Source organism: Bartonella sp. CM120XJJH, assembly GCF_042194715.1.
Lineage (GTDB): Bacteria > Pseudomonadota > Alphaproteobacteria > Rhizobiales > Rhizobiaceae > Bartonella.
In genome coordinates this window covers 33,006-51,489 of record NZ_JBHINE010000003.1, presented here as the reverse complement: position 1 = coordinate 51,489, position 18,484 = coordinate 33,006, and the positions used below count along the sequence as shown (strand labels likewise).

The 18,484-nt window shown below is 40.1% G+C and carries 19 protein-coding genes; 4 read left to right on the top strand and 15 right to left on the bottom strand.

All coding sequences use genetic code 11. From position 1 onward, the window contains the following. Window positions 1-123: 123 nt before the first annotated feature. Complete coding sequence (folD, locus tag ACFIKU_RS02080; protein WP_375641924.1) at window positions 124-1,023, top strand: bifunctional methylenetetrahydrofolate dehydrogenase/methenyltetrahydrofolate cyclohydrolase FolD; 900 nt, start codon at window positions 124-126, stop codon at window positions 1,021-1,023. A 66-nt stretch (window positions 1,024-1,089) separates the two neighbouring features. On the opposite strand, the gene edd is transcribed toward folD, so the two are convergent. The 6 genes from edd to ACFIKU_RS02050 all read right to left on the bottom strand — a co-directional run bounded on the left by edd (window position 1,090) and on the right by ACFIKU_RS02050 (window position 9,637). Further along, a complete protein-coding gene (gene edd / locus ACFIKU_RS02075) occupies window positions 1,090-2,913 on the bottom strand; it encodes a phosphogluconate dehydratase (protein ID WP_375656536.1) in 1,824 nt (607 codons plus the stop codon). A 31-nt stretch (window positions 2,914-2,944) separates the two neighbouring features. Beyond that, on the bottom strand, window positions 2,945-3,718 hold the full coding sequence (gene pgl, locus ACFIKU_RS02070) for a 6-phosphogluconolactonase (RefSeq protein WP_375641922.1): 774 nt from the start codon (window positions 3,716-3,718) through the stop codon (window positions 2,945-2,947). A gap of 10 nt (window positions 3,719-3,728) precedes the next feature. Next, a complete protein-coding gene (gene zwf, locus ACFIKU_RS02065) occupies window positions 3,729-5,201 on the bottom strand; it encodes a glucose-6-phosphate dehydrogenase (RefSeq protein ID WP_375656535.1) in 1,473 nt (490 codons plus the stop codon). A 120-nt stretch (window positions 5,202-5,321) separates the two neighbouring features. Beyond that, entirely contained in the window at window positions 5,322-6,605 is a 1,284-nt protein-coding gene (locus tag ACFIKU_RS02060) for an NAD(P)/FAD-dependent oxidoreductase (RefSeq protein ID WP_375656595.1), read from the bottom strand. 11 nt (window positions 6,606-6,616) lie between these two features. Continuing rightward, entirely contained in the window at window positions 6,617-8,044 is a 1,428-nt protein-coding gene (locus ACFIKU_RS02055; RefSeq protein WP_375656534.1) for a glutamine synthetase family protein, read from the bottom strand. 1,239 nt (window positions 8,045-9,283) lie between these two features. Next, complete coding sequence (locus ACFIKU_RS02050) at window positions 9,284-9,637, bottom strand: hypothetical protein (RefSeq protein WP_375656533.1); 354 nt, start codon at window positions 9,635-9,637, stop codon at window positions 9,284-9,286. Between the two features lie 335 nt (window positions 9,638-9,972). Between ACFIKU_RS02050 and ACFIKU_RS02045 the strand changes: the two genes are divergently transcribed. The 3 genes from ACFIKU_RS02045 to ACFIKU_RS02035 all read left to right on the top strand — a co-directional run bounded on the left by ACFIKU_RS02045 (window position 9,973) and on the right by ACFIKU_RS02035 (window position 13,557). Next, window positions 9,973-10,773 (top strand): radical SAM protein, encoded by an 801-nt coding sequence (locus ACFIKU_RS02045; protein WP_375656532.1) that lies wholly within the window; start codon window positions 9,973-9,975, stop codon window positions 10,771-10,773. A gap of 633 nt (window positions 10,774-11,406) precedes the next feature. Continuing rightward, window positions 11,407-12,627: an MFS transporter gene (locus ACFIKU_RS02040; protein ID WP_375656531.1), complete on the top strand. Its 1,221-nt coding sequence runs from the start codon at window positions 11,407-11,409 to the stop codon at window positions 12,625-12,627. A 750-nt stretch (window positions 12,628-13,377) separates the two neighbouring features. After that, the gene (locus tag ACFIKU_RS02035; protein ID WP_375628256.1) at window positions 13,378-13,557 is read left to right on the top strand and encodes a hypothetical protein; all 180 of its coding nucleotides are present in this window, start codon (window positions 13,378-13,380) and stop codon (window positions 13,555-13,557) included. A 27-nt stretch (window positions 13,558-13,584) separates the two neighbouring features. On the opposite strand, the gene ACFIKU_RS02030 is transcribed toward ACFIKU_RS02035, so the two are convergent. The 9 genes from ACFIKU_RS02030 to ACFIKU_RS01990 form a co-directional block, all read right to left on the bottom strand. After that, complete coding sequence (locus ACFIKU_RS02030) at window positions 13,585-13,815, bottom strand: hypothetical protein (RefSeq protein WP_375656530.1); 231 nt, start codon at window positions 13,813-13,815, stop codon at window positions 13,585-13,587. Between the two features lies 1 nt (window position 13,816). Next, window positions 13,817-13,963 carry a hypothetical protein gene (locus tag ACFIKU_RS02025; protein ID WP_274532020.1) on the bottom strand — a complete coding sequence of 49 codons (147 nt, stop codon included), beginning with the start codon at window positions 13,961-13,963 and terminating at the stop codon, window positions 13,817-13,819. A 140-nt stretch (window positions 13,964-14,103) separates the two neighbouring features. After that, on the bottom strand, window positions 14,104-14,400 hold the full coding sequence (locus tag ACFIKU_RS02020; RefSeq protein ID WP_375656529.1) for a hypothetical protein: 297 nt from the start codon (window positions 14,398-14,400) through the stop codon (window positions 14,104-14,106). Between the two features lie 247 nt (window positions 14,401-14,647). Then, window positions 14,648-15,652 (bottom strand): MFS transporter, encoded by a 1,005-nt coding sequence (locus ACFIKU_RS02015; RefSeq protein WP_375656528.1) that lies wholly within the window; start codon window positions 15,650-15,652, stop codon window positions 14,648-14,650. A 48-nt stretch (window positions 15,653-15,700) separates the two neighbouring features. Continuing rightward, a complete protein-coding gene (locus ACFIKU_RS02010; RefSeq protein WP_375656527.1) occupies window positions 15,701-15,823 on the bottom strand; it encodes a hypothetical protein in 123 nt (40 codons plus the stop codon). Window positions 15,824-16,165: 342 nt separating this feature from the next. Beyond that, window positions 16,166-16,273, bottom strand: a complete 108-nt coding sequence (locus ACFIKU_RS02005) for a hypothetical protein (protein ID WP_375641980.1) — start codon at window positions 16,271-16,273, stop codon at window positions 16,166-16,168. A gap of 4 nt (window positions 16,274-16,277) precedes the next feature. Beyond that, on the bottom strand, window positions 16,278-16,514 hold the full coding sequence (locus tag ACFIKU_RS02000; RefSeq protein ID WP_375656526.1) for a hypothetical protein: 237 nt from the start codon (window positions 16,512-16,514) through the stop codon (window positions 16,278-16,280). Between the two features lie 282 nt (window positions 16,515-16,796). Beyond that, window positions 16,797-17,228 (bottom strand): hypothetical protein, encoded by a 432-nt coding sequence (locus tag ACFIKU_RS01995; protein WP_375656525.1) that lies wholly within the window; start codon window positions 17,226-17,228, stop codon window positions 16,797-16,799. Between the two features lie 15 nt (window positions 17,229-17,243). Then, window positions 17,244-18,140 carry an MATE family efflux transporter gene (locus ACFIKU_RS01990; RefSeq protein ID WP_375656524.1) on the bottom strand — a complete coding sequence of 299 codons (897 nt, stop codon included), beginning with the start codon at window positions 18,138-18,140 and terminating at the stop codon, window positions 17,244-17,246. Window positions 18,141-18,484 lie beyond the last annotated feature (344 nt).

Below are 18,484 nucleotides of genomic sequence, written 5' to 3'. Positions count from 1 at the left end.
TAAATCCACAACATTATCAAACCATTCTTACTGTTCTCATATGAATATTGTTATAAAACTCTATCGTATTATTAGAAAATGCTTTACAAAAAAAACAAACAGCCTTACCGAAAGGATCTCTGAATGAATAATATTATCGACGGAAAAAAACTTGCTGAAGAGATTATTGTGAAAGTTAAGGCCGAAACAGCAAAGCTCCGCCATCACTATAATATACAACCTAGTATCGCTGTTATTATCGTTGGAGATGATCCAGCAAGTCAAGTATATGTCGCCTCAAAAAATAAAAAAGCCGAAGAATGTGGGTTTCTTTCAATCAAACATGTTGTTTCCAAAGAAACGCAAGAAAAAGAACTCCTTCAACTTATTGCAACATTAAATTCTGATCCCAAAATTCATGGTATTTTGGTACAGCTGCCTCTCCCTGCTCATATGAATACAAATCGCATAACACAAGCCGTTGCTTTCCAAAAAGATGTTGATGGTTTTCATTATATTAATGTAGGAAAACTCGCGGCAAATGCACTTGAAGATGCGATTATTCCCTGCACACCAGCTGGTGCCATGATGATGATTGAACAACACTGTGGGCAAGATTTATCTGGACTTGATGCTGTCGTTGTTGGACGCTCTAATATTGTTGGAAAACCTATGGCTTCCCTTTTAACAGCAGCCAATGCCACTGTGACCGTTGCCCATAGTCGTACCCGTGATCTTGATGATGTGTGTCGAAGCGCTGATATTCTAGTAGCAGCTGTAGGCCGCCCACAAATGATTAAAAAAGACTGGATAAAAAATGGTGCAATTGTTATTGATGTCGGTATTAACCGCGTTGCTGCACCAGAAAAAGGTATAGGAAAAACACGTCTTGTTGGTGATGTCGATTTTGAAAATGTAAAAGAAAAAGCTGCTGCGATCACCCCTGTTCCAGGAGGCGTTGGACCAATGACAATTGCCATGCTTATGGTTAATACACTCAAAGCCGCCGCGCGATCACACAATCTGCCTATACCAAAATTCTAAGAATTGTAACAATTCCTTGTATATAGTTTTATTGTACATGATTCAGCTTGTTTATTTTTGCATTTTTCATGCTATAAAAACAGATGCCCCTTGGTCTGCACGATTAACGGATTGACGAAAAACATGAAAAAGTTCGCGTCCAACACCATGTTCGTTTTTTGAAAGATCAGGAGGTATGATTTTTCGCGCGTTAAATTTTGCTAAATCCTCCAAAAGAGTTAATTTACCCTCAAGAGCATCAAGAAAAACAATATCACCATCCTGTAAACGTGCAATGGGACCATTATCCACTGCTTCTGGTGTCACATGGATGGCAGCAGGAATTTTTCCTGACGCCCCAGACATACGCCCATCGGTTATCAATGCTACCTTTTGACCGCGATCTTGTAAAACGCCTAAAATGGTCGTTAATTTATGAAGCTCTGGCATACCATTGGCTTTTGGTCCTTGATAGCGAATGACAGCGATAAAGTCTTTATCATGCAATACTCCAGATTTAAAAGATTTTTGTAGTTCCTCTTGATCATTAAAAACAAAGACTGGTGCTTTAATCTGCCAATACTCTGGTTTAACAGAGGAAACTTTTATAATAGCTGTTCCCAAATCTCCCGATAAAACACGAAGACCACCCTCAGGCTGAAATGGCTTTCTCCACCCTGCTAATACCTTATGATCACCACTTTCCTTGAGAGCCGCTTCACGCACCACATGACCATCAGCAGAAAGCTTTGCTTCAATTGCATAAGCATTGAGATCTTTACCAAAAACCGTAGAAACATCTTCATGTACTAAACCTGCCTCGATAAGCTCGCGAATAATAAATCCCATCCCTCCAGCAGCATAAAAATGATTGATATCCGCTAAACCGTTAGGATAAATGCGTGCTAAAAGAGGCACATGGCATGAAATTTCTGCAATATCATGCCATGTCAATTTAATACCGCAAACAGCAGCCATAGCAATCAAATGAATCGTATGATTAGTAGAACCTCCTGTTGCATTTAATCCTACAATGGCATTTACAAAAGAACGCTCATCAATGATCAGACCAAGTGGACTATAATGATCACCAAGATCTGTCATTTCAAGTACACGTTTCGTGGCTTCTTTTGTTAAAGCATCACGCAACGGTGTATTCGCATTAACAAAAGAAGCTCCCGGCATATGAAGCCCCATCATCTCCAGTATCACCTGATTAGAGTTAGCGGTTCCATAAAATGTACATGTTCCTGGTCCATGATAAGAACGTGCTTCTGATGCTAGAAGTGTTTGACGGTCTATTTTATTTTCCGCGTAAAGTTGACGTATCTTCGCTTTTTCATCATTACCTTGTCCACTTGTCATGGGACCAGCTGCTATAAAAATTCCTGGTAAATGACCAAATGTTAGCGCACCAATCAATAAACCTGGTACAATTTTATCACACACCCCAAGATACAATGCTGCATCAAAGACATCGTGTGATAAGCTTATAGCTGTCGCCATTGCAATTACTTCACGCGAAAAAAGGGAAAGCTCCATCCCCGCATTTCCCTGCGTAACACCATCGCACATCGCGGGAACACCACCTGCAACCTGTGCAACACCACCAACCATACGGGCCGACTCTTTAATTAAGTGAGGAAATTTTTCAAAAGGTTGATGCGCTGAAAGTATATCGTTATATGCCGTGATAATGCCAATATTCCCAACGATATTTCCCTTCAAACGCTCTTTATCTATTGCACCACAAGCAGCAAAGCCATGAGCTTGATTGGCACATCCTAAAAAACTCCTTTTGGGGCGATGAACTTGTGCTTTCGCAATACGATCTAAGTAAATTTCCCGTGTTGATCGAGAACGTTCATAAATCCTTCGTGTAACTGCGGCAATTGTCTTGGAAAGTGCCATATTTCTCTCCCCCTTTCATTGTTTCTTCCCCTCATTCATTGAGAGAGATTACGTTTTTATTCAGTGTCGCATATTCTGATTCACCTATTTCATTTTCTGCAGGCGACCAATAAACTTGCACAAGATGAGGGGAATTACGCAAAATTGCCCGAATAGGCATTTCTATTTCAGATCCATCTTGACAAGCTTCTTCAAAACAGTCGCGTTTCTGAAAACCTTCAAAATGGAGGATAATACAACGAGATTGCATAATAACTGGCAAAGTTAGTGAGAGTCTTGGCTCAACAGCACTCTTAGCATGAAGGGGTAAAACAAGTGCTTGTGTTCGCAGATCAAGCGCTTGCTTTAAACGATCAGCATCAGGAAAAAAAGAAGCCGTATGTCCATCAACCCCCATTCCTAAAACAACAACATCAAAGGGTTTAGGCAAAGTATTAACACGACTCGCCGCTGAAAAAGCAGCAAGTTCAGCAGTAATTGCTTTATGATAAAGTCCTACAAAACGCGCTTTTTCGGCAAAATTTTGTAACAAGTGACACCGTACCATATGTTCATTTGAACGTTCATCGTGTGTAGGGACAAAACGTTCATCAACCAAAGTGATAATAATATTTTGCCAATCAATATCCGCTTTTGACAAATAATGAAAAAACAATTCTGGTGTTTTACCACCAGACACCGCTAAAACTGCTCTCTTGCGCTCAAGAACAGATACACTAAGCTCTGCGGCTACTCGATCTGCTAGTGCCAAGGCTAAAGTCTGAGGGGTTTCAAAATCTAAACGGTCAATATTCATTCTATACATACTTATTGCTCTAAACTAAATTGTTCCATATACGCCCATCACGTTCCATGAGAATCGTCGAAGCAGATGGCCCCCATGAACCAGCGTTATAACTGTGAACAGGCTGTTTTATTGCTTCCCATCCCTCAATGATTGGATCAATCCAACGCCAAGCAGCCTCAACTTCATCACGACGCATAAACAGTGTTTGATCTCCACGAATAACATCCATTAATAAACGTTCATAAGCATCAGGATTACGTTCAGAAAATGCGGAAGCAAAACTCATGTCTAATGGAATGTGACGAAACCGCATACCGCCATAACTTGGATCCTTAATCATCAACCATTGTTTTACACCTTCATCAGGTTGGAGACGAATCACAAGCCGATTAGAAACAATTTCATCTAAATCCACATTAAAAATATTATGAGGGATAGGTTTAAAAACCACAACAATTTCAGACATTCGCGTAAACATGCGCTTACCTGTTCGTAAATAAAAAGGCGTATTAGCCCAACGCCAGTTATCAATTTTAACCTTAAGCGCTACAAATGTTTCACTCTTACTCACTCTTCCCAGATCATCGAAATAAGACTCTACAGATATACCATTTGATAGACCAGAAAGATACTGCCCACGTACAGTATGCTGCCCTACATTATGGACATCAAGCGGTGTTAAAGAATGTAAAATTTTAAGTTTTTCATCGCGCACAGCATTAGCACTGTTGGTAAATGGTATTTCCATCGCAACCAAACAAAGTAATTGTAGCATATGGTTTTGAACCATATCGCGTAGAGCACCAGTGCTTTCATAATATTCTGTACGTCCCTCTAATCCTAAAGATTCAGCAACGGTTATTTGAACATGATCAATATAATTGGAGTTCCATAGCGGTTCATAAAGTGTATTAACAAACCGCAATGCCATTAAATTTTGAACAGTTTCCTTCCCAAGATAATGATCAATACGAAAGATCTGCTCTTCATTAAAGGCGCTTGCAAATACATCATTGAGTGAAACAGCTGTTTTTACATCGCAACCAATTGGTTTTTCAATGATAATCCGTGTTTGTGGTGTCACCAAATCATTTTTTCCCAACTTCATCACAATGTCAGCAAAAAGTGACGAACCAACAGCCAAATAAAAAGCTCGAATATCTGCTGAATCTTGTAACAGAAGAAGGGCTAAATCCTCCCACCCTCGATTTGAGGAAACATCAACAGAAACGTAAGTTAAACGTGCAAGAAAATGATTGAGTTCTGTTGAATTCAGATCTTTTGGATGAATATGTTTTTCTAAAGAAATGCGAACAAAATTTTGATATTCTTCATGACTTAAGAAAGTGCGCGAAACCCCAATAATACGTGTTGGCTCACTGAATTGCCCAGCACACTGACAATGATACAAAGCCGGTAAAAGCTTGCGCAACGCCAGATCACCATTGCCACCAAAAACAATACAATCAAAGGAAGAAACTGGAATAATTTTACGCGCCATGAACTTGTTTATTTTTCCATCCGATTATGAAATCCCATATCACTTATAAAAGCTTTCATCATTAAAGCAAACAGAACCTAAATAAGCCATTAATTTTCTTCATTTCAAGTAATGTTTCTATTAAAAACGATCCATTAAAGAAAACCACCGCATTGCTAAAAATATAAGCGGATAACGCAAAACTCTTCCCCCCGGAAAAGATGAAATCTTTAAGTCCTGAAAATGGGCAAAACGTTCATATTTTCCAGTCAACCATTCTGCATATAATTTTCCCATGAAAGGAGCCAGCATAACGCCGTGCCCTGAGTAACCGCCACAATAAGTCATCCTTGAGAAAAGTTGGCGAACATAGGGCATGCGCTCAACTGTGATGGCAACCGTTGCTCCCCAACGATGGCTTAAATTGATAGAGTGTAATTGAGGATAAATTTCAACAATTTGCCGTTTTATACGTTCATCTAAATTTACAGGATGTTTATTATCATAACTTTCTACGCCACCAAATAAGAGACGATTATCAATGCTTTTTCGAAAATAGCGAACCATAAAACGGGAATCATCAACCGATTCACCACCTGCGAGAATTGAACTATGCTTGGGTAATGGGTCTGTTGCTCCAATATAAGAGCGAATAGAAACAATTTTTTTTTCAACAAAACGCTCCAGACCAAGTTTATACCCATTTGTTGCAAGTAAAATATGCTCTGCTGTTACACTGCCTTTTTCTGTTATCACTTTCCAATAGGCTCCCTTGCGCCTTACGGTCGTTACTTGTGACTTCTCATAAAGCTTAGCTCCAGCTTCTTTAGCTTTTTTTGCCAACCCAATAATCAATTTTAAGGGATTGATATGGCCGGTATCCGCATCATAAATACCACCACAATAAAAAGACGATCCAAGTCGTCTAGATGTTTCAGCCCGATTCATAAAAGTAAGCGCGTGATAGCCATAACGCTGCATCACCTCAATATGCCGTTGATAAGAGAGAAGCTCACGCCTTTTATGTGTCACAGAAAGCTGCCCTCTTATCAAATCACATTGACAATTAGGCATCGCGCTTAAAGATAAAATATCTCTTTTAGCTTCTTCTGCTAAATCAAACAGAACCTTACTTCGCTCAAAACCATACTTTTTTTCTAATGTTTCTACCCATTGCCGTTGCCCTGTTCCCAGCTGTCCACCATTGCGCCCTGAAGCACCATCACCAAAACGTGATGCTTCAAATAAAACAACATCTACTCCAGCCTTGGCTAAATGGTAAGCAGCCGAAAGCCCCGTAAATCCGCCTCCAATAATGACCACATCACACTGTCTGTTTTCACAAAAAGAAGGATAAGAGGGACGTTCTTTTAAAGTATCTTCATACCAAGAAATTCCTGGAGAAATTGAATGATAATCAATCATCGTCATAAAATTTAAACATTCAGCAGGAGATATTCACGCTCCCACGGACTAATTACTTCCATAAAAGTTTCAAACTCTTGTCGTTTGATTGCAGCATAAGTACTGACAAACACATCCCCTAAAATAGCCCGTATCGCTGTATCTTGTTCAAACAAATTGACTGCCTCAATGAGTCCACGCGGTAACTCAATGTTATCAGCGTTTACATTATTTGTCGCTGGTTCATCCGGCTCAATCTTTTGTTGCAAACCAATAAGACCACACGCTAAAGAAGCTGCAAGGGCTAAATAAGGATTCGCATCTGATGAAGGAAGTCTATTCTCAACACGCCGCGCTTGAGGCGCAGAACGGGGAACACGAAAAGCTGTCGTACGATTATCATATCCCCATCGCAAATTAACAGGAGCCGAATTATCAGGAACAAGACGTCGATAAGAATTCACATAAGGCGCAAGCATCACAAGTACCCCTGGCATATGTTTTTGCAATCCACCAATAAAATGGCGAAAACAGATACTTTCTTCACCATTTTCCTGTGTAAAAATATTCATACTGGTTTTCTTATCGACAACCGATTGGTGAATATGCATAGCAGAACCCGGCTGCCCTTGAATGGGTTTTGCCATAAAAGTTGCATACATATTATGTTTTAGTGCTGCTTCACGAATTGTTCGTTTAAACATAAAAACTTGATCCGCTAACTCAATAGGATCACCATGACGTAAATTAATTTCAAACTGACCTGCTCCTTCTTCATGAATGAGGGTATCAATTTCCAATCCTTGTGCCTCTGAAAATTGATAAATATCATCAATCAAATCATCAAATTCATTAACACCAGCAATGGAATACCCCTGTCCACCACCAATTGAACGCCCAGAACGACCAACCGGTGGAACTAACGGATAATCAGGATCAGGATTTTTTTGTACCAAATAAAACTCAATTTCTGGTGCAACAACAGGGCTTAAACCCATTTTTGTGTAAAAATGAACCACTGTTCGTAAAACATTGCGTGGTGTGTAATCCACAACCTGACCATTTTGATACACAAGATCACAAATCACCTGTGCTGTGGGAGCATCTTCCCATGGAACAATGCTTAACGTAGAAAGATCAGGCTCAAGGCGTAAATCACCATCTGCTTTAGGATATTCAAAACCATGACCATCTTCCGGATAATCCCCTGAAATTGTTGCCATAAAAACTGCTGAAGGCAATGCCAATGATGTTTCCGATGTGAATTTTTTAGAAAGCATCATCTTGCCCCGCGGTACACCCGCTTGATCAGGCGTAATACATTCAATATCCTCTACCTTACGGAAAGCAAGCCATTGTGAAACTTGCTCCCAATTATTTACACCACGTAAATTTTTGAGGAAACGAGAGACAGGTTTAAAATTCTTACTTTTCGTTTGTTCACCATTTTTTACAGCCATAACATACCAACTTTAAAAACAATCAAGCCCTATTCTTATTGTATCAGCCCATGCATAAACGACACGAAAAAAATTTATCAACTGATATTTTTAAAGAATACTATAAGATTCATCAAGGTGAAAGAACTTTACGCTCAACAAGCTATCCTATCAAACATAGTGAAAAATTGATATTGCACGCGATACATCGGTGCGAACCTTCTCCTTATATAAAAAAGTGAGAAACACCATAGTGAACGCAACCTAATTCCGATTCAAATAATCATACATCAGAAAACATTGGCAAGCATCATAAAGGCGAGATATTTAATTTTCTTTTGGCCGTAGAAATGCTTAACTAAAGGAAAATGAACTTTTCTTTCAATATAAAGCAAGTTTTGTAACCTCTATTGTTATTCACATAGAAGAAAACAGCCTAGGATAGTGAGTAGCTATGCCTTTACAACTAATGCTTACAACCCCTCACCCCGCCGTAATATGCATAAATGTATGTTCAGGATTAAGACATACGCTCAGCATTTCCAACATAAAACTTAACCATCGCCTGTATAACAGAGCTATCAACCTTGTTCTGAGCGGATATCTATAGACTCTGCACTTATATCAATTCCCACCGCTTAACATTGCACTTCGCACACAATATTTAGAGCTGAAAATACAGTAGAGCATACCAAATCCAATAGATAGGATTTTTTGTTAATTGCGCCATGCGTGATCCAATATTTGATAGTCTCCAGCCCACTAGGAAATGTGTTATTTATATCTAAAAAGCCAAAAAATCAGGATATGAGAACACAATAACATCAATTTCCTTTGAACTAACGTTCTTCATCGTCGATCTTCTACCATCATAAAATCTTTTTTGTATCAGTTGCTTTCACATACTTTGACTTATGATCTAGTGATACTGTGCAGATTGGTACACATCCCCAGAGCCCAGATTGTAATTAAGTTCGTACCATTCTGATCTTTTATAGAGCTAATATTTGAAAATAAATAACCATAATCTTCAGATATAATACGCCTAGGTTCAATAATTACCGTCAACTTATGTAAATCACAACCCAATTGTGATAATGCCTCATAAATTTTACGAGGGTATTCGTCATTGACCGTCACGGCATCGCAGAACGCTGTGGACATTGGATATCCCTCGCCTAGACTGATAAAACTTTTTTGATCCTTCAATGCGTAAATATCCTTTCCAGCCTTAGTTAAGGTGGATACTATTAACTCAGTCTAATTCAAATTAGAGCCCACATGCAAAGGCACCCCATTAAGCCTAATCCTATTGGATTCTAGCAAAGATAATGCGGCACATAGCTCCGCCGCAGTCATACCAAAACGCGATCTATTCCCGTTTGCCAGTACATGGCACAATCTCAATGAGATTTTAGGCAATATGTCAAAATGGCGGGCAAGAGCGATGATGTCATGTAATTCGATAATATTATCACACTGGACATTTATATGTTTTCTAATAGATAATTCTATCTCTTCTCGAAGTTTTACAGGGATATTAAAAAATATATCCCTACCTTTAAAATCATCTTTTTGCGCTAATGATATTTCATAACCAGACGCAAATTCCAAGTCCCAACAACATAACAATGATGCCCCGCACGTCCATTAAAATACCTTGCTTTTTCTCGCTCTAGGCATTCATAGCCCGACCACGTAAAACAGGATACCAATTACAATATCAGACCATAAGGCTGCAAGAGAAAGTTCTTTTATATTTTTATCTTTATATTGCCTCTTAAACAAGTTAGCCTGTTCATATAATAAGTTATATGTATTATACATATAACTTTTACAAAAGGGGGATTCATTATGTTCCGCGAAAATCTTTGGTAATACACTCGGGTGATTGGATCACCAGTCGCCCACCAATAATATAGTGCGAGTTAAGAAATTGGGGGTAAGCTGTGCAACTCGTGGATCATCCTTTTGTGAAATTCGATCAGCTTAAGCCGATTTACAACTTCACATATCCGTTATTTCGCACTATTTCAAATGAATTTTACGATTACCTAGACTTTAATAAACTAGCGCAAAGTAAGCAGATTCCACAAGCGCGTACCATTTCTCTTTATTTGCATATTCCCTTTTGCGAAACCATCTGTTCCTTCTGTCCCTTTCAGAAAGGGGCCTACAAGCACGTTAAGCAAATCGAATCTTATATGTCAGCGCTTACCACAGAGATCAGAACCAAAGGAAATTTCATTCGCTCGCTTAGAGAGCCCATCCGCAGCATCTATATAGGGGGCGGCACACCGTCGCTTTTGTCCGCAGATAATATCCGACACATCGGAAAAGTATTGCATGCCGAATTTGAGCTCTCTTCCTTAACCGAGTTTACACTGGAAAGCGAACCGAAGAGCGTCACACGTGATAAACTTTATGCTGCCCGTGAGATCGGCGTTAACCGGATCAGCTTCGGTATACAGAGTTTCATTGAGCGTTTCCGATCATTGTTTAACCTCACCTCAACACGTGAACAAATCAATAATACCGTGGCTTGGTCACAAGAGATAATTGGACATGTCGGTTTCAACCTACTATATGGTATGCACAGCCAGCAAGCTGAAGAACTATTATACGATTTGAAGCAAGCCAGCGAACTTCATCCTGAAACCATCAACCTCTATGCAATCAACAATCTGGCTATCACGTCGCAACTGCATAAGTCTTACGCACAAAAAGGGCTAAAGCCATCCAGCCTATAGCATCGACAGATGCTTCGCTTATTTAGCGACATCGTTATGCGCAGCTGCGGCTATGCGCCGTGTAATGAGCATTCCTATATCAAAATTGCCAATAACACTCCTCTAACGCTCGCTAAAACGAGTTCAGCTAATTATTTCCGCTATCACAAATATTTGCATGGTTATCATGACGATTATGTGGTTGGATTCGGGGCGTCAGCACTGTCGATTCTCGGCTCACTCGTCACACGAGCCAAACCCAGTCGAAGTGGATACATTACCGACATACAACTTAAAGGCAAATCCAAAGTATACTACAATTGGGTATCAGCGGAGCAACAAGCCTCCAAGGCTTTGTGTATGCGGCTACCTTATAACGGCCCTATGCCAAAAAAGAAAGAATTGACTGGACCGCACTTCCTTCTTTCGTATACAATAACCTACAACAGCTCATAGGTGCAGGTCTAATAGCAGAAAGTGATAACGATCTCCAGCTGACTCAGCGTGGTTGGCAGTGGTATTCCAACCTTATGTATTTTCTTCTACCTCAGGCAGATAGGAATATCTTGGACGGCTATGTCGCAAACATGCTGAATACAACCGCCGTACTTGATGGACCAGCGGAAACCTGTGTGGCATCTTAAGGAGAAAAGAATGTTCACGCTTTTTGCCAATAAGAACATACGCTATTTTTGCCTAACCGTTAGTCTGCTCGCCTTACTCAGCGGTGCTTTGCGCACTGCCATCCCGCTATTAGCAAGACAATCTGGATATGGCGTAGTCGGAGTAAGTTGGGCGCAAGGTCTCTTCTCATTAGCGTGGCCAATTTTCGGCATCCTTGCAGGCGCTTTACTTGATCACTGCGACAAAATAAAACTTGCCACCTCGGCTCTCCTCATCTTCATGCTACTGCATATTGTACTGTTCTTACTGCTCATGATACAGATTGCTCCAGCCGAACAAATTTTCTTCTATGCAACCATTGCTGGATTCATCGTCGTTTCTGCCGAAGCTTATATAATGACTATTCCACCACTTATCATGGAGGGAGAGCGATTGATGACCTTCTACTCAATTGTCTTGTTTTTAGATTTCGGGGTCTCCTATTTTCTTGCCCCTGTCATAACAAGCAGCATTTTAGCGCATAGCACACTGCTATTTCTTGGCCTGTTAATCGTGCTTTTTATCACATTGATTTTTACCGCTCGCCGTGCTGTTCCGACATCGCCAACACCTGATAAAGAAAACATCTCTTTCCGTTATATCATTGCCGGCTTTCGTTTCATTTTTTCAAATCGGCATCTTACCTCCCTTACATTACTCACATTCTTTCTATCGGTGGTATTTGGAGCATTCCTAACCTCGTTCATCTTCTTCGTTACCGACAGTCGGTATCTGGGCCTACATAGCAGCCAATATGGCGTGATGTTTGCAGCCTACGCGCTTGGTACAATGGCAGGTGCCCTATTTGCGCCGCGTATACGCTATGCACCGGTGCGCCTAGCTGTTCTCATTGACGGTTTAGGAACGGTTGTCTTGCTGCTGATTCCAGCTTTTTCAAAAAGTGCTGTCGTCGTATGGGGCGTCACCTTTATTGCTGGTGTTGGAGCAAGCTTATGGTTTATTGGTGTTACTGCCTTCAGGCAGCGCCTCACACCAAAGCAACTTCTCGGGCGAGCTAATTCTGCTTTTCGGGTGATCGGCTATGCTGGAATGCCAGTTGGAAGCTTTTTGGTCGGCGTCCTTGGTTCTTTTATATCATTGCAGTTTGCTGCCGCCTTTATCGCTGGACTACTATTGGTGGCTATCGCGATAACGCTTCCATTTCTTTGGCAGGCTGATCATATAGACACCCCCAACCCTGCCACGAGGTAACAGCTGCCTTTAAAAAAAGACACGGTCAAAAAAGGCACACATACCCTATTACGCAATCGACTGATCTGTTCTTTGGACGAGGAAATTATAACCGTAATGGCTGATAGATCCAGCGGCACTAATGGAAGCAGCCAAACAAGCGTTAAAGGCAAAATAGCCCCTTTACGTTGCATTGGGCGATGATCTCAACGCCTATATGAAGGATGTAGAGAGCTTATCGCGTACGGAGCGCAATTCTTAACTAAAAACTCCACCCTAGCAATGCCCACTTATACTCCAGTTAATCCGTCACCCGCTGGACATCAAATGCCTCACCCCTTTACTGCTCCTCAAAATACATTTTGCTGCACTTACGCACCGTATTCTTCCTTTGTAATTAAAAGAGCAACCCTCCTTTCCTAATTTAGGATCTCTGCCTACACAACGCAGCAACAGATGCGACCATATATGCAATCACGCCTTAGGACCTGTATAGTAGAAAGCTTAGTTCGAGAGATTCATAAAGCCTATATCCCAATCAATTTGCCACCCACTCCACCTTTTAAAAGGGCGGCTTTATATAAACCGTTAGAGCAAACTATGAAATCCTTCGGTGTATTAGAAATAATTGGCGGTTTTTACCTCAGACCAATGTTGATTAACTTTTACTCGTGCATATACGCAAGCGGTGTTCCTCTTTTCTCAGATAGAAAAGACATAATCGTTACCATCTGTCCTATTATTGTTTGAAAATAAAGAAAAATTATCAGTGTGACTGATGATATTGAAGAGCTATCTCATTATGTGGCTGTACTTAATTACGGCATTGGGAAGCTAGACACGCAATCACCCATTTCTGCGCGCCTTCTGCATGATATTCATAAGATTTTATTACGCGGTAAACGTGGTACGTCCAAAAGCCTTGGCGAATTTCGCAAAGCACAAAATTAGCTTGGCAGTACGCAACTAAAGACAGCGTCATTCGAGCCACCCACTCCTACCACAGCCCTCCACTCTCTCTACCACCATTCTCGGCTTAGAATCGCGCCAACTCATCACCGGTGCCTCGTTAAACACCACACCAGTCTCAATGGCGGTAAAATGCGCCTTGCCGCATTTAATCTTCAGCATTTCTTTAAGGCGCAAATCAAACTCGCTATTCGTTCCTTTGTTTCCAGTACAAAATAAAGCTTTTGCGCGCCATCTCACTCTAAAACACCCCCAAATCCGGCGTGTAAGAGCCTATGAGCGTCACGATTTTAAAGCTTCTTGGCAATTTAAAAAATAATTTTACTTCGGAGGCATTATCATTAATTTTGCGCAAATTCTTTCTCAATATTACTCTTATAAACCACATGATCATATACACTCTTCTCACTCACCAGAGCTGTACGCTCTAAATTCGCCAAAATTTAGCTACTTGCAAAACATTCTTGCACACTATAGTCTTGGCCAGCTAGTTTTAAATATTCAGCAATAGTAAGATTGACATACGCTTTATCGAGGATTTTCTCCGCGCACTCTAAAAAAGCTTGCGTTTTTTTTTGCAAAATCTAATACGCGCCCACTATTTAGAAAAACATCAATATCATAAGCCTCTTGATATGCTCGTTCCCGATATTTCTGGCTAATAGCAGTACAATCATTTGGTGTATTCAAATCGATAAGCATCTCTACTAAAAACGATGGACAGCTATTAATTTCGACTAAATCCATATAAGATGACCCACACACTATTTTTTCCTGTGTCTTTATGTAAGTCACAGGCAAGGCCCTGTTCAACTGTATCTTCACTTTCAAACCTCCTCGTCTTTTATTAACTTTTTATCAGTATAAAGCCAGGCCAAATTAAGCGGGATAATTAAACATATACAAAGAAAGGTGAAACAAAAAGCAGCCTCTATACAAACATTGTTTGCCAACAAACCAATCAGCACAAGCGCTAAAATACCAAAAATACGTGCAAGAAAACTAACAATGGATAAAACCGTATTTGCATTCTTTTGTTGAATATGTTTAAAAAAGTCTGCTTCAAACTGTGTCATAGGGACAGAAAAAAACTGTGAAATACGGTGAATAAAATAAGGGGGGCCCAACTGTTTGCAACGAGAAGCAGAGCAAGCATAACAACAGCACTCAGGACGAGTGAGTACAAAGTTATCGCCATAGGAGCGTATTTTTGCATAAGATATTTAATTACAAAGCGATTAAATAAGTATTTTACGAGAGTATAAGACACAAAGCATAGACCAAGAATAAGAATTTTAGTCTTTCCTGTTGCATTGTCTAATGCTCCTGTTTGTCCCAAAATAAAAGGTTGCCAAAAATGAAATATTGGCTGCAATGCAGCAACAATAAAACCACATATAAATATATAATATAACCCGATTTTTGAGGTAACTAAATAAGCAAAAGCTTCTGTTGCATGCAACAAAGAACCTAATTTTATTGGCTGACTACCCGAAACGGATGCAATAGCTATCCCCGTCACCCGACTAAACAAGAATACAAGCACGAGAAACCCGAAAGAACAAAAATAATATGCCGACTGATAATTATCCATACACAAAACAATAAGAACACCTAGCGCACCAGCAACCGTATTCATGAATGCCGTTAGTTCCCGCTTATAGGCGTTTACTTGGTGGTAGATCAAACTACCCTTGTAACCACCGCTATCAATTAAGCCTTTAATCCATGTGCTATCAGCGCCAGAACATAAAGCAAAGCCTAAAGCATAAATAATTTCTGCCGGAATTAAGACAAAAAGATTAGGCGCGTAGATACATAAAAAGAAGAAGAGCGAAAAAAAGAAACATGATAAGATAACATTTTGTTTAACGCCGATTTTATCTCCTAAAATCCCACAAGGCACTTCAAAAATACAAATAGCTACGCTAAACACAATTTGCAATAAAGCTAACTGTGTTATACTAACGCCCATAGACAAGAAAAAGAAAGCATGGAAAGAACCTGTAATCAGCCGAACCCCGCTCATTGCCGCACAGCCATAGAGCAATTTTTTAACTTCATAATCTATTGTCATTAATATATCCAAAAGCTATAAAGCTGGCAGCTTTATATATTTTAAACCTCAATTCAGAAGGGAGCGTCGAGCAGCCATTTTCTGCTCACTTGCTCGGGCTTTGAGCGCAGTAACATCAAACCGCTTAAGTTGAATTTTTTTCAGTGGTTTATACATATCTTTAGTTTTCATAACTTTACCTCCTGTATTAAATGAAAACAATTAAATTTAACATAAAGTACACATTGTAGTTACTTTGTAGCTACCTTTTGTCAATTTATTATTTTGATATAAAAAGCTTTGCTCTCCTCCCCGCGCCAAGGCTAAGTATTTCATGCACTAATCATTCTGCAACAACCACCGCAGCACTTGGAAACTCATGCGCCGCTTCAGACAAAGTACGCTTAATTCACACCAATTTATCACCGGCTATGCACCACACTTGAAACCCATCTCAAGCGCCGCAAAATGCGCACAATAAAGCTTTTGTTCGCCCTCTCGCTCTAATACCGCCCAATCTGGTGTAAGAGCCAATTAGCGTTGCAATTTTAAAACTCCTTGGCAATTAAAAAATAATCTTATATCAGGATCATTATCGAGATTTTGCGCAAACTCTTTCTCAATACGGCTCTCACAAATCACATGATCATAAACATTTTTCTTGTTGACCACCGCCAGCCATTGGTTGCCTTTTACGACCTAATTTTACAGATGCGGAATCAATCTTATTACGATGCGCACATCCAGAGATTATTTTATCCTCTGCATTAGAGCCAACAACACAAACACCCCACGGCAGTTTCGGTAATAAATCCAACCGCTCACTCAACCTACCCGAAAATGCATGTGCAGGCGAATGCCCCCATAATATGCAATATTTCAAGCACGTCCATAGTGGTACCCATTTTAAAAATTGTGCCTATGGCTTATAATAATCTCCAAAATACACATTTAACTCTCGTCTGAAATAACTCAATTTTGGATTGATGAGAACGAAAGCGCGCTGCGATAATCACATCGTCCAGCCCTAATGACCAACACATTTCATCAGCAAGATATGTGCAGCGAGCTTATGCATCTTCGCTGCTAAGTCTCCATGTATGGACTTCATCCTCAAAATCATCTTTAGCCGAAGCAACTTGACATTGCTGTGCTTTTATAACACTCACTCCGCCCCAAACATAGGGTTGCGTTTTATTAAATAACCGACACGCATATAATTAAAGATAGAAACGATTAAACTTGCAGCAATCATGCCAAGCCAATAACCCATAAAACCATATTCAAAAAAATGTGCCATGAACGCGCCCCCAAATAAGCCTACCCCCCAATAGCTTATTATTACAACAATAGTTGGCCAAAATGTATCAAGCAAGCCAACAAGTATGCCATTGAGCATAGCTCCTAACGTGCCAAAAGTAAAAGACAATAAGACGAATGGTAGCAACTCCCAAGAAAAAACAACAACGCGGTCTGAAGAAATATCAAAGATGGTCGTAAGAATGAATTCATAAGAGAAATAAACAATCCCTGATAAAAACAAAACATAAGCGACAGCAAAAACTGTGACACTCATACGCAACTGTTTTAGAGCCATATGATTCCGATCGGCTTAATACCACGCTGCTATTGTTGCGGCTGCGCTGGAAATCCCTAAAGCCACCACAGAAATAAGCATATCGAGACGCATCCCTATCGTATGAGCAGCCAAAGCTTGGACCCCATAAGCCGTAATTATGAAGGCAATGACCGAAGGAAAGCCTTCCGCAATAAGAATACGTATACCAATGGGGAACCCTACGCGCAGCAATTTTATTATTCGTGAAATCTCTAACTTTGGTCTCAAATAATTAAAGTGGAAGGAATGAAAAGCAGAATTGCGAGATAGAATTATTGCTACTGCCATAACAATCAAAATACGGATCAAACTGCTCGCAATTCCAGCACCAAAGACACCAAATCCGCTTGCAGGACCTATACCAAAAATAAGCAGCCAAGAGATGAGAAAATTTACAGGAATAGCGGCAAGCATAATCCAAGTTAAGGGCTTTGGATGACCAATTGCTGACAGTAATCCACGGCTATTCACATAAAGATAAAAAAACACCACTCCTATCGCAGCGCCCCTGTTATATTCCTGCGCTATATGAGCAATTGCCTCATCTTGACCAAGAAGACACAAAATATTCCTCGTATTAAGTAAAATAATAGCACTCACCATTCCAATCAAAAGGGAAAGCCATATTCCTTGATCAAACCATGCCTTCAATGCATCTCTATCTTGTTTGCGAAAACTTTCCGCAAGTTTTGGTGCAACTGCGGTAATAATCCCTAGTCCCAACAACATAACAAAACTAAATATACTCAGAGCTAACATTGTACCACTCAAGGCTTGGATGCCTAAATGCGCTACAAGCGCTGCATCTATAAAGGAAATCATCATCTGAGAGATAAACCCAACAGCCAGTGGCATGCCAAGAAGGAGTAATTGCTTCATCACAACAAACATTGAGAAATCCCCTTCCCTATTGAAGGGCGTATTAAGCTCGGATCTTTTAAACAAAACACATTGATTTTTTCCGTAAAGTTTTTCCATCGCAAGTCTTGCGTAAAGGATGCATAATGAAAACTCATTAAGCTAAGAGGAGATGCCCAGTTCTTAAAGGAGAAGCGCAATGCGCCTTTATTGGTTTTTTGGACTTCATGCCATGCATTTTTGTACAACATTATGCTCCCAAGCACCGCATCATAAATATCATGCCAAGTCTCAACCAGAAGGGGGCTGATTTCTGACGCGTCAGACAACAAAGCTTAGGTAATTGCAACTTCCATAAACACTCTCCACGAATATTA